The following is an 11,963-nucleotide window of genomic DNA, read 5'->3' as shown; positions in this document are numbered from 1 at the left end:
GAAGAGGATGGCTTCGTAGCAGGACTCCCCGACCGCGTTGAGCACAGGCGCCCAGCGCCCGAACCGCGCGTAGTAGGCGCTCGCCAGCTCATTGCCCTCCGCGGTGTCGAGCCCATCGAAGTAGGCCGCCGCCGCGTAGAGACCGTTGTGGGCAGCGGGGCCGCCAGCGAGGAGGGTGTTCTCCTCGACGGCGGGGCTCAGCCGCGTGAGTCGGTCATCGAGCCCGAAACGTGCGAACTGGCGGTTGAAGTGGACGGCGTCCTGCCCCATCAGGAGCATCATCACGCCATCGACGTCACCACCCTCGAGATCTCGCAGGACGGCGCCGAAGTCAGTCGTGCCCAGCGGGACGTAGGTCTCGCTGACGATGGACGAGGCACTGTCCTGGAGCGCGATGCGTGCCGTCGCGCCGGTCACCCGAGGGAAGACGTAGTCGTTGCCGACGATCGCCCAGCGGCCGGTGCCGAGTTCCTCGCGCATCCAGTGCGCCGCCGGGAGGAGCTGGTTGATCGGACGCTCGCCGAGCATGAAGACGCCGCGCGTGTCGTCGCGGCCCTCGTGCATCGCAGCGAAGGCGTAGAGCACTCGGCCGCCGACGCGCTGGGTGATGGCCTGACGCACCGCGGAGATGTGCCAGCCCGCCACGGCTCCACCCGACCGCTGTCGACGAGCGTGCCAACCTCCGCAGCGACGACCTCAGGCGCGCGGCCACCGTCGACGACGATCAGCTCGACCTGGCGTCCCCCGATGCCGTCCACTGCATTGAGCTGCTCGACCGCGAGCTCGCCACAGGCGAGGCACGACGGACCGTAGATCCCGGTCGGACCCTGCAACGGCACCACGAAGGCGATCGCGACGGTCTCCCGCACGCGATCCGTCAGGGGTGCGGCTCCAGTGGGCACCGTTACCTCCGATTTGACCGTTGGCCACCTAGGATAGGCGCATGACCGACGTCAGCACCGGCGCTCTGCCGCAGAGTGACGCAGTCGACGCGCGCCCGGCCGCCGGTCTGACCTTGCTCCTCAAGCACGCCGAGCAGGTCGTCAAGCAGCGCCTCCAGCCGCTGCTCGACGAGGTCGACCTGACCCTCGACCACTGGCGGATCATGTCCGTGCTGCTCGTGCAGCCCGGCCTGACGATGACGACGATCGCGGATTCGGCCGTCGTGCCCGCCGCGACGCTGACGCGCCTGGTCGACCGTCTCGCCGAGCAGGCGATCATCGTGCGGCGCATCGACGCGGCCGACAAGCGTCGCGCCGTCGTGGCCCTCTCCCCACGCGGTCAGACCCTCGCACGTCGGCTTCGTGCTGCCGAGCAGTCGGTGGAGGTCGATCTGGTCTCCGCCGTCGGCACCGATCGGTCGGGCGCGCTGATGCGTGACCTGGCGGTCCTCCCCCACGTCGCGGGCTGAGCACGCCGCGGCGTTTGACTTCAAGTCCGCTTGAACATTCAGGCTCGTGGTCATGCGAGCGATCCAACTCCACGCCTTCGGCGATCCTGACCGCCTTGTCCTCGACGACCTGCCCGACCTGAGCCCCGGACCCGACCAGGTCCGGATCGCGGTGGAGTCGAGCGGAGTGCACCTCCTCGACACCAGCCTGCGCCGCGGCGAGACCGGGCCCCTCCCGCTTCCGGAGCTGCCGACGGTGCCGGGTCGTGAGGTCGCCGGCACCGTCGATGCAGTCGGTGACGCGGTCGATCCGGAGTGGCTGGGCAGGCGCGTCGTCGCGCACCTGGGTCCCGTTCCCGGCGGCTACGCGCAGCAGGCGGTGACCTCGCTCGCGAACCTGATCCCGGTTCCCGCCGGGCTCACCCTGGACGAGGCCGTTGGCCTCGTCGGCACGGGGCGAACCGCGGAGGGCATCCTGGAGCAGGCGGGTCTCTCCGCCGAGGACACCGTCCTGATCCCTGCGGCGGCGGGCGGTCTCGGGTGGCTCCTCACCCAGGCCGCACTCACGGCCGGCGCGACGGTGATCGCCGCCGCAGGCGGGCCGGAGAAGGTACGCCGCCTACGCGAGCTCGGCGCGCAGGCCGTCGACTACCACGAGCCGGACTGGGCCGCGGCGATCGGCCGCGCTGCCACGGTCGTGCTGGACGGGGTGGGTGGCGCCATCGGCCGTCGGGCGATGCACCAGCTCGCCCCGGGCGGCCGGATGCTGATGTTCGGCTACTCCTCGGGCACGCCGACCGAGGTCACGACGGCAGACCTGATCGCCCTCAACATCTCCGCGGGGTGGAACCTCGGGCCGCGGATGTTCGCCCGCCCGGGAGGCATCCGCGGGCTGGCCGAGCAGGCACTGGCGAGGGGCGCTCGTGGCGAATGGCGACCGCTCATCTCGGCGTACCCGCTCGAGGAGGCGGCGCGGGCCCACCGCGACCTGGAGGAACGGCGGACTGTCGGGAAGGTGGTGCTCCGGTCCTCGCCCGGTCAGTCCTCACCCAGCGTGGAGAACGCCACGACCCCGCGGCGCATCTGATCGGAGGCCGCACGGGCGACGTTGCGCAGCGGGGTGCCGGCGGCGGCCGAGGCGATCTGGTCGGTGAGGTCGAGCAGCTGCTTGATCCAGCGCACGAAGTCACCGGCCGCCTGACCGGTCTGCCGGAGCACGTCGTCCAGGTCGTCGCCTCGGCCCACCGATAGGCAGCCCAGGCGAAGCCCATGTCGGGCTCGCGCAGGAACTCGAGCCCGTTCTCCTTCTCCAGCACGTCCAGCTGGGCCCACAGGTGCACCATCTCGGCGACGACCTGCTTCACCTTGTCCCCGGGCAGGCGAGGCACGGCCTGGTCGTCCGCGCGACGGCCCTCGAAGACGAGGACGGAGAGCACCGCGGCGAGCTCGGGCGGGGTGAGGTCGTCCCAGAGCCCGGCGCGCAGCGACTCTGCAGCGAGCAGGTCCATGTCGGTGTGGATCCGCATCAGCTGGCGGCCCTGGTCGGTGACCGTGGTGGTGTCCTCGTCGTCGAGCGAGAGGTAGTCCAGGCTGATCAGCACGTCGCACACCCGGTCGAACTGTCGCGCGATCGTGTTGGTGCGGGACTCGATCCGGCGCTGGAGCGTTGCGGAGTCGCGCTGCAGCTTGAACCAGCGCTCTGCCCACCGGGCGTGGTCCTCGCGGTCCGGGCAGTTGTGGCACGGGTGCTCGCGCAGCTGGCGCCGGAGCCGGTCGGCCTCGGTGAGCTCGGCCCCGCCCCTGCTCGCGGGCGGCCACCGACGGCCCGCGACCGGTCGGGGGCGGGGGTCAGGCCGTGGGTCTTCTCGCGCAGCGCGTTGACGACGTCGCGACGCATCTGCGGGTTCCGCCCGCTGAAGCCGCGCGGGATCCGCACGCTCCCGAGCGCCTTCACCGGGGTGCCGAAGTCCATCATGGCGAGCCTGCGGGCCTGACGATCGGCGGTCACGACGTAGGGACGGGGGCCCTCGGGGGTGATGCCCGGCTCGATGACGACCGCGAAGCCGGAGTACTTGCCGTTCGGCACCATGATGATGTCGCCCGGCTCAGCTTCTCCAGCGACGCCGCTGCTTCGCTGCGACGGTCGTTGCGCCGGTCCCGCGCACCCGCCTTCTCGGCGTCGGAGATCCGGCGCCGCAACGCGGCGTACTCCATGAAGTCCCCGAGGTGGCACGTTGCGGCCTCGACGTAGCCGTCGAGCGCGTCCTCCGCCTTCTTGTGCTGGCGGGCCAGGCCGACGACTGCGCGGTCCGCCTGGAACTGTGCGAACGACGACTCGAGGAGCTCGCGGGCGGTGGCCCGCCCGAACTGCTGGACCAGGTTGACGGCCATGTTGTAGCTGGGCCGGAACGACGATCGCAGCGGGTAGGTGCGCTTCGACGCGAGGCCGGCCAGCTCCTTGGGGTTGGTCCCCTGCTGCCAGAGCACGACGCCGTGGCCCTCGACATCGAGACCACGACGGCCGGCGCGACCGGTGAGCTGGGTGTACTCCCCCGGGGTGATGTCGGCGTGGGTCTCGCCGTTCCACTTGGTCAGCTTCTCGATGACGACGGTGCGCGCGGGCATGTTGATGCCGAGGGCCAGGGTCTCGGTCGCGAAGACGGCCTTGCAGAGACCGCGCTGGAAGAGCTCCTCGACGCATTCCTTGAACGTCGGCAACATGCCGGCGTGGTGCGACGCGACACCGCGGGTGAGGCCGTCGAGGAACCCGTCGTAGCCGAGCACCTGCAGGTCGTCCGGAGGAAGGTGGCGCACCTTGGACTCCACGTAGGCGAAGATCTCGTCGCGCTCGTCCGCGGTGGTGAGCCGCAGGTTGGACTCAAGGCACTGGGTGACCGCGGCGTCGCAGCCGACACGGCTGAAGATGAAGACGATGGCTGGCAGGAGGTTGTCGCGCTGGAGGCGCTCGATGACGTCCACCCGGCTGGGCGTCCAGACGCGGCGGCCGTTGCCCACGTTCTTCTGGCCGGGCTTGCGCTTGTCGCGGGGACTACGCCGGTCACTGGTGCGCCCTGATGCCCAGTCGTCACGGGCCACCCGGAGCAGCTGCGGGTTGACCGGCGCTCCTTCGCGCACGAAGCCGGCCTTGGCATCGGCGTCGGAGTCGGCGAAGAGGTCGTGCATCTGCTTGCCGACGATCACGTGCTGGAAGAGCGGGACCGGTCGACGCTCCTCGACGATCGTGGTGATCTCGCCGCGGACCGTCTCGAGCCAGTCGCCGAACTCCTCCGCGTTGGAGACAGTCGCGCTGAGCGAGACGAGAGCGACCGACTCGGGCAGATGGATGATCACTTCCTCCCAGACCGCGCCACGCATGCGGTCGGCGAGGTAGTGGACCTCGTCCATGACGACGTAGCCGAGACCCGTGAGCGTCCGGGACCCGGCGTACAGCATGTTGCGGAGGACCTCGGTCGTCATGACGACGATGGGAGCGTCGCCGTTGACCGAGTTGTCGCCGGTGAGCAGCCCGACCTGCTCCGGCCCGTAGCGCTGGACCAGGTCGTGGAACTTCTGGTTGGACAGCGCCTTGATGGGCGCGGTGTAGAACGCCTTGCGCCCCTGGCTGAGGGCCAGGTGGATGGCGAACTCGCCCACGATGGTCTTGCCGGAGCCGGTTGGCGCGGCAACGAGTACGCCGCGTCCCTGCTCGAGCTCGTGGCAGGCGCGGACCTGGAAGTCGTCCAGCGGGAAGTCGTAGAGCTCGGCGAACTCCGCGAAGACCGGGAACTCCTGGCGCTGGCGGAAGGCGGTGTTCTGCTCTGAAGGTGTGCCCACACCCAGACCCTAGTCGGGGTGTGGGTCAGATGGCCGACGCCTCGTCGGGCGAGAGCCCGGCATAAGGATCGCGCGCTGCCCGGCGCCGGTCGTTGAACCGCGCGATCCCCTCGGAAAGCAGGAAGAGCAGCACCATCGGCACCGCGAGCGCGGTCATGGTGAACGGGTCGGTCGACGGGGTGGCAAGAGCCGCAAAGACGAAGACGCCGATGACCATCCACGCCCTGTGCTTCCCGAGCGACTCCCCCTTGACCACTCCGGCCAGGTTGAGCAGGACCACGAAGACCGGGATCTCGAACGCGATGCCAAAGACCAGCAGTGTCCGGCTGAAGAACGAGAGGTACTCGTTGAAGTCGACCAGGTTGGTGAAGTTGTCCGGGGTGAACCCGATCAGGACCTCGAGGCCCTTCGGGAGCGTCAGGTAGCCGAGCAGGACGCCGAGCAGGAAGAGCGGACCCGCGATGACGACGAAGATCGCCGTCCACTTCTTCTCCCGGCGATGCAGGCCCGGGAGGACGAACGCCCAGAACTGGTAGAGCCACAGCGGTGCGGTGAGCACGCTCGTGGCGAGCGCGGAGAGCTTGAGGTAGACCATCAGGGGCGCACCTGCGCCCTGGATGATCGGCTCGGTGGTGCCTTCCGGCAGCACCTTCTGCGCCTGCTCGTAGGGACCGAAGACGAGGTCGAGCAGCTGGTCGTGGAAGACCAGCGAGACGGCGAACCCGACGAGCCAGATCAGCGCGATCTTGACGATGCGCGCACGAAACTCACGGAAGTGGTCCGAGAGCGCCATCCGTCCGTCGGGTCCGACGGGGTGCGCGGGCGCGCCAGAGAGGAGCCGGATCAGGCCGGACCCGAACACGAGGGAATACCTCAGCTGGCGTCGGTGGGCTTGTCGCCGTCGACGACCTCACCCTCGACGGTGGAGCGTCGTCGACGGCGACAGCCCACCGACGCCAGCTGAGGTATTCCCCTCGTGTTCGGGTCCGGCCTGATCCGGCTCCTCTCTGGCGCGCCCGCGCACCCCGTCGGACCCGACGGACGGATGGCGCTCTCGGACCACTTCCGTGAGTTTCGTGCGCGCATCGTCAAGATCGCGCTGATCTGGCTCGTCGGGTTCGCCGTCTCGCTGGTCTTCCACGACCAGCTGCTCGACCTCGTCTTCGGTCCCTACGAGCAGGCGCAGAAGGTGCTGCCGGAAGGCACCACCGAGCCGATCATCCAGGGCGCAGGTGCGCCCCTGATGGTCTACCTCAAGCTCTCCGCGCTCGCCACGAGCGTGCTCACCGCACCGCTGTGGCTCTACCAGTTCTGGGCGTTCGTCCTCCCGGGCCTGCATCGCCGGGAGAAGAAGTGGACGGCGATCTTCGTCGTCATCGCGGGTCCGCTCTTCCTGCTCGGCGTCCTGCTCGGCTACCTGACGCTCCCGAAGGGCCTCGAGGTCCTGATCGGGTTCACCCCGGACAACTTCACCAACCTGGTCGACTTCAACGAGTACCTCTCGTTCTTCAGCCGGACACTGCTGGTCTTTGGCATCGCGTTCGAGATCCCGGTCTTCGTGGTCCTGCTCAACCTGGCCGGAGTGGTCAAGGGGGAGTCGCTCGGGAAGCACAGGGCGTGGATGGTCATCGGCGTCTTCGTCTTTGCGGCTCTTGCCACCCCGTCGACCGACCCGTTCACCATGACCGCGCTCGCGGTGCCGATGGTGCTGCTCTTCCTGCTTTCCGAGGGGATCGCGCGGTTCAACGACCGGCGCCGGGCAGCGCGCGATCCTTATGCCGGGCTCTCGCCCGACGAGGCGTCGGCCATCTGACCCACACCCCGACTAGGGTCTGGGTGTGGGCACACCTTCAGAGCAGAACACCGCCTTCCGCCAGCGCCAGGAGTTCCCGGTCTTCGCGGAGTTCGCCGAGCTCTACGACTTCCCGCTGGACGACTTCCAGGTCCGCGCCTGCCACGAGCTCGAGCAGGGACGCGGCGTACTCGTTGCCGCGCCAACCGGCTCCGGCAAGACCATCGTGGGCGAGTTCGCCATCCACCTGGCCCTCAGCCAGGGGCGCAAGGCGTTCTACACCGCGCCCATCAAGGCGCTGTCCAACCAGAAGTTCCACGACCTGGTCCAGCGCTACGGGCCGGAGCAGGTCGGGCTGCTCACCGGCGACAACTCGGTCAACGGCGACGCTCCCATCGTCGTCATGACGACCGAGGTCCTCCGCAACATGCTGTACGCCGGGTCCCGGACGCTCACGGGTCTCGGCTACGTCGTCATGGACGAGGTCCACTACCTCGCCGACCGCATGCGTGGCGCGGTCTGGGAGGAAGTGATCATCCATCTGCCCGAGTCGGTCGCTCTCGTCTCGCTCAGCGCGACTGTCTCCAACGCGGAGGAGTTCGGCGACTGGCTCGAGACGGTCCGCGGCGAGATCACCACGATCGTCGAGGAGCGTCGACCGGTCCCGCTCTTCCAGCACGTGATCGTCGGCAAGCAGATGCACGACCTCTTCGCCGACTCCGACGCCGATGCCAAGGCCGGCTTCGTGCGCGAAGGAGCGCCGGTCAACCCGCAGCTGCTCCGGGTGGCCCGTGACGACTGGGCATCAGGGCGCACCAGTGACCGGCGTAGTCCCCGCGACAAGCGCAAGCCCGGCCAGAAGAACGTGGGCAACGGCCGCCGCGTCTGGACGCCCAGCCGGGTGGACGTCATCGAGCGCCTCCAGCGCGACAACCTCCTGCCAGCCATCGTCTTCATCTTCAGCCGTGTCGGCTGCGACGCCGCGGTCACCCAGTGCCTTGAGTCCAACCTGCGGCTCACCACCGCGGACGAGCGCGACGAGATCTTCGCCTACGTGGAGTCCAAGGTGCGCCACCTTCCTCCGGACGACCTGCAGGTGCTCGGCTACGACGGGTTCCTCGACGGCCTCACCCGCGGTGTCGCGTCGCACCACGCCGGCATGTTGCCGACGTTCAAGGAATGCGTCGAGGAGCTCTTCCAGCGCGGTCTCTGCAAGGCCGTCTTCGCGACCGAGACCCTGGCCCTCGGCATCAACATGCCCGCGCGCACCGTCGTCATCGAGAAGCTGACCAAGTGGAACGGCGAGACCCACGCCGACATCACCCCGGGGGAGTACACCCAGCTCACCGGTCGCGCCGGCCGTCGTGGTCTCGATGTCGAGGGCCACGGCGTCGTGCTCTGGCAGCAGGGGACCAACCCCAAGGAGCTGGCCGGCCTCGCGTCGAAGCGCACCTACCCGCTGCGATCGTCGTTCCGGCCCAGCTACAACATGGCCGTCAACCTGGTCCAGCAGTTCGGGCGGGCCACCGCCCGCGAGCTCCTCGAGTCGTCGTTCGCACAGTTCCAGGCGGACCGCGCAGTCGTCGGCCTGGCCCGCCAGCACAAGAAGGCGGAGGACGCGCTCGACGGCTACGTCGAGGCCGCAACGTGCCACCTCGGGGACTTCATGGAGTACGCCGCGTTGCGGCGCCGGATCTCCGACGCCGAGAAGGCGGGTGCGCGGGACCGGCGCAACGACCGTCGCAGCGAAGCAGCGGCGTCGCTGGAGAAGCTGAGGCCGGGCGACATCATCATGGTGCCGAACGGCAAGTACTCCGGCTTCGCGGTCGTCATCGAGCCGGGCATCACCCCCGAGGGCCCCCGTCCCTACGTCGTGACCGCCGATCGTCAGGCCCGCAGGCTCGCCATGATGGACTTCGGCACCCCGGTGAAGGCGCTCGGGAGCGTGCGGATCCCGCGCGGCTTCAGCGGGCGGAACCCGCAGATGCGTCGCGACGTCGTCAACGCGCTGCGCGAGAAGACCCACGGCCTGACCCCGCCGCCCCCGACCGGTCGCGGGCCGTCGGTGGCCGCCCGCGAGCAGGAGGCGCGGGCCGAGCTCACCGAGGCCGACCGGCTCCGGCGCCAGCTGCGCGAGCACCCGTGCCACAACTGCCCGGACCGCGAGGACCACGCCCGGTGGGCAGAGCGCTGGTTCAAGCTGCAGCGCGACTCCGCAACGCTCCAGCGCCGGATCGAGTCCCGCACCAACACGATCGCGCGACAGTTCGACCGGGTGTGCGACGTGCTGATCAGCCTGGACTACCTCTCGCTCGACGACGAGGACACCACCACGGTCACCGACCAGGGCCGCCAGCTGATGCGGATCCACACCGACATGGACCTGCTCGCTGCAGAGTCGCTGCGCGCCGGGCTCTGGGACGACCTCACCCCGCCCGAGCTCGCCGCGGTGCTCTCCGTCCTCGTCTTCGAGGGCCGTCGCGCGGACGACCAGGCCGTGCCTCGCCTGCCCGGGGACAAGGTGAAGCAGGTCGTCGCCGAGATGGTGCACCTGTGGGCCCAGCTGGACGTGCTGGAGAAGGAGAACGGGCTCGAGTTCCTGCGCGAGCCCGACATGGGCTTCGCCTGGGCTGCCTATCGGTGGGCCGAGGGCGACGACCTGGACGACGTGCTCCGGCAGACCGGTCAGGCGGCCGGTGACTTCGTGCGCTGGATCAAGCAGCTGCTCGACCTCACCGACCAGATCGCCTCGGCCGCCGCCGGCACCCCGCTGCGCAACGTCGCCCGTGCGGCCTCCGATCAGATGCGCCGCGGGGTCGTGGCGTTCTCCACGCTGGGTGAGGACTGACCGGGCGAGGACCGGAGCACCACCTTCCCGACAGTCCGCCGTTCCTCCAGGTCGCGGTGGGCCCGCGCCGCCTCCTCGAGCGGGTACGCCGAGATGAGCGGTCGCCATTCGCCACGAGCGCCCCTCGCCAGTGCCTGCTCGGCCAGCCCGCGGATGCCTCCCGGGCGGGCGAACATCCGCGGCCCGAGGTTCCACCCCGCGGAGATGTTGAGGGCGATCAGGTCTGCCGTCGTGACCTCGGTCGGCGTGCCCGAGGAGTAGCCGAACATCAGCATCCGGCCGCCCGGGGCGAGCTGGTGCATCGCCCGACGGCCGATGGCGCCACCCACCCCGTCCAGCACGACCGTGGCAGCGCGGCCGATCGCCGCGGCCCAGTCCGGCTCGTGGTAGTCGACGGCCTGCGCGCCGAGCTCGCGTAGGCGGCGTACCTTCTCCGGCCCGCCTGCGGCGGCGATCACCGTCGCGCCGGCCGTGAGTGCGGCCTGGGTGAGGAGCCACCCGAGACCGCCCGCCGCCGCAGGGATCAGGACGGTGTCCTCGGCGGAGAGACCCGCCTGCTCCAGGATGCCCTCCGCGGTTCGCCCCGTGCCGACGAGGCCAACGGCCTCGTCCAGGGTGAGCCCGGCGGGAACCGGGATCAGGTTCGCGAGCGAGGTCACCGCCTGCTGCGCGTAGCCGCCGGGAACGGGACCCAGGTGCGCGACGACGCGCCTGCCCAGCCACTCCGGATCGACCGCGTCACCGACTGCATCGACGGTGCCGGCGACCTCACGACCCGGCACCGTCGGCAGCTCCGGAAGCGGGAGGGGCCCGGTCTCGCCGCGGCGCAGGCTGGTGTCGAGGAGGTGCACTCCGCTCGACTCCACCGCGATCCGGACCTGGTCGGGTCCGGGCTCAGGTCGGGCAGGTCGTCGAGGACAAGGCGGTCAGGATCGCCGAAGGCGTGGAGTTGGATCGCTCGCATGACCACGAGCCTGAATGTTCAAGCGGACTTGAAGTCAAACGCCGCGGCGTGCTCAGCCCGCGACGTGGGGGAGGACCGCCAGGTCACGCATCAGCGCGCCCGACCGATCGGTGCCGACGGCGGAGACCAGATCGACCTCCACCGACTGCTCGGCAGCACGAAGCCGACGTGCGAGGGTCTGACCGCGTGGGGAGAGGGCCACGACGGCGCGACGCTTGTCGGCCGCGTCGATGCGCCGCACGATGATCGCCTGCTCGGCGAGACGGTCGACCAGGCGCGTCAGCGTCGCGGCGGGCACGACGGCCGAATCCGCGATCGTCGTCATCGTCAGGCCGGGCTGCACGAGCAGCACGGACATGATCCGCCAGTGGTCGAGGGTCAGGTCGACCTCGTCGAGCAGCGGCTGGAGGCGCTGCTTGACGACCTGCTCGGCGTGCTTGAGGAGCAAGGTCAGACCGGCGGCCGGGCGCGCGTCGACTGCGTCACTCTGCGGCAGAGCGCCGGTGCTGACGTCGGTCATGCGCCTATCCTAGGTGGCCAACGGTCAAATCGGAGGTAACGGTGCCCACTGGAGCCGCACCCCTGACGGATCGCGTGCGGGAGACCGTCGCGATCGCCTTCGTGGTGCCGTTGCAGGGTCCGACCGGGATCTACGGTCCGTCGTGCCTCGCCTGTGGCGAGCTCGCGGTCGAGCAGCTCAATGCAGTGGACGGCATCGGGGGACGCCAGGTCGAGCTGATCGTCGTCGACGGTGGCCGCGCGCCTGAGGTCGTCGCTGCGGAGGTTGGCACGCTCGTCGACAGCGGTCGGGTGGAGGCCGTGGCGGCTGGCACATCTCCGCGGTGCGTCAGGCCATCACCCAGCGCGTCGGCGGCCGAGTGCTCTACGCCTTCGCTGCGATGCACGAGGGCCGCGACGACACGCGCGGCGTCTTCATGCTCGGCGAGCGTCCGATCAACCAGCTCCTCCGGCGGCGCACTGGATGCGCGAGGAACTCGGCACCGGCCGCTGGGCGATCGTCGGCAACGACTACGTCTTCCCTCGGGTGACCGGCGCGACGGCACGCATCGCGCTCCAGGACAGTGCCTCGTCCATCGTCAGCGAGACCTACGTCCCGCTGGGCACGACTGACTTC

The 11,963-nt window shown here is 69.9% G+C and carries 9 protein-coding genes and 3 pseudogenes; 6 read left to right on the top strand and 6 right to left on the bottom strand.

Features of this window, described 5'->3' with window-relative positions; genetic code table 11:
• Both D4739_RS00050 and D4739_RS17380 read right to left on the bottom strand, forming a co-directional pair.
• A partial coding sequence (locus D4739_RS00050; RefSeq protein ID WP_338016248.1) for an ABC transporter substrate-binding protein occupies nt 1-645 on the bottom strand: 645 nt, incomplete at its 3' end.
• Nucleotides 646-710: 65 nt separating this feature from the next.
• Nucleotides 711-839: pseudogene (locus tag D4739_RS17380) on the bottom strand (ABC transporter substrate-binding protein); the annotation flags it as partial.
• Between the two features lie 104 nt (nt 840-943).
• Between D4739_RS17380 and D4739_RS00045 the strand changes: the two are divergent.
• Together D4739_RS00045 and D4739_RS00040 are read left to right on the top strand one after the other, a co-directional pair.
• Nucleotides 944-1,411, top strand: coding sequence for a MarR family winged helix-turn-helix transcriptional regulator (locus D4739_RS00045; RefSeq protein ID WP_120058502.1), 468 nt, complete (start codon nt 944-946; stop codon nt 1,409-1,411).
• Between the two features lie 52 nt (nt 1,412-1,463).
• Complete coding sequence (locus D4739_RS00040; protein WP_120058509.1) at nt 1,464-2,477, top strand: zinc-binding dehydrogenase; 1,014 nt, start codon at nt 1,464-1,466, stop codon at nt 2,475-2,477.
• Here the strand turns inward: D4739_RS00040 and D4739_RS17440 are convergent.
• Both D4739_RS17440 and tatC (D4739_RS00030) read right to left on the bottom strand, forming a co-directional pair.
• Nucleotides 2,429-5,134: pseudogene (locus D4739_RS17440) on the bottom strand (DEAD/DEAH box helicase). The gene D4739_RS00040 and the pseudogene D4739_RS17440 sit on opposite strands and share 49 nt — an antisense overlap.
• 115 nt (nt 5,135-5,249) lie before the next feature.
• Complete coding sequence (tatC, locus tag D4739_RS00030) at nt 5,250-6,086, bottom strand: twin-arginine translocase subunit TatC (protein WP_238473436.1); 837 nt, start codon at nt 6,084-6,086, stop codon at nt 5,250-5,252.
• A gap of 114 nt (nt 6,087-6,200) precedes the next feature.
• Between tatC (D4739_RS00030) and tatC (D4739_RS00025) the strand changes: the two genes are divergently transcribed.
• Together tatC (D4739_RS00025) and D4739_RS00020 are read left to right on the top strand one after the other, a co-directional pair.
• Nucleotides 6,201-7,037: a twin-arginine translocase subunit TatC gene (gene tatC, locus D4739_RS00025; RefSeq protein WP_238473436.1), complete on the top strand. Its 837-nt coding sequence runs from the start codon at nt 6,201-6,203 to the stop codon at nt 7,035-7,037.
• Between the two features lie 25 nt (nt 7,038-7,062).
• Entirely contained in the window at nt 7,063-9,864 is a 2,802-nt protein-coding gene (locus tag D4739_RS00020; protein ID WP_120058504.1) for a DEAD/DEAH box helicase, read from the top strand.
• Here D4739_RS00020 and D4739_RS00015 read toward each other — a convergent pair.
• On the bottom strand, nt 9,816-10,730 hold the full coding sequence (locus tag D4739_RS00015; RefSeq protein ID WP_238473435.1) for a zinc-binding dehydrogenase: 915 nt from the start codon (nt 10,728-10,730) through the stop codon (nt 9,816-9,818). The genes D4739_RS00020 and D4739_RS00015 overlap by 49 nt on opposite strands.
• 150 nt (nt 10,731-10,880) lie before the next feature.
• Nucleotides 10,881-11,348, bottom strand: coding sequence for a MarR family winged helix-turn-helix transcriptional regulator (locus D4739_RS00010; RefSeq protein ID WP_120058502.1), 468 nt, complete (start codon nt 11,346-11,348; stop codon nt 10,881-10,883).
• Nucleotides 11,349-11,389: 41 nt separating this feature from the next.
• Between D4739_RS00010 and D4739_RS17285 the strand changes: the two are divergent.
• Together D4739_RS17285 and D4739_RS17280 are read left to right on the top strand one after the other, a co-directional pair.
• Nucleotides 11,390-11,605: pseudogene (locus D4739_RS17285) on the top strand (ABC transporter substrate-binding protein); the annotation flags it as partial.
• A 205-nt stretch (nt 11,606-11,810) separates the two neighbouring features.
• A partial coding sequence (locus tag D4739_RS17280) for a transporter substrate-binding protein (RefSeq protein WP_274380453.1) occupies nt 11,811-11,963 on the top strand: 153 nt, incomplete at its 3' end.

It is taken from the genome of Nocardioides cavernaquae (assembly GCF_003600895.1).
Classification (GTDB): domain Bacteria; phylum Actinomycetota; class Actinomycetes; order Propionibacteriales; family Nocardioidaceae; genus Nocardioides; species Nocardioides cavernaquae.
The sequence above is the reverse complement of the archived record's forward strand: the minus strand, read 5'-3'. Positions and strand labels throughout refer to the sequence as shown.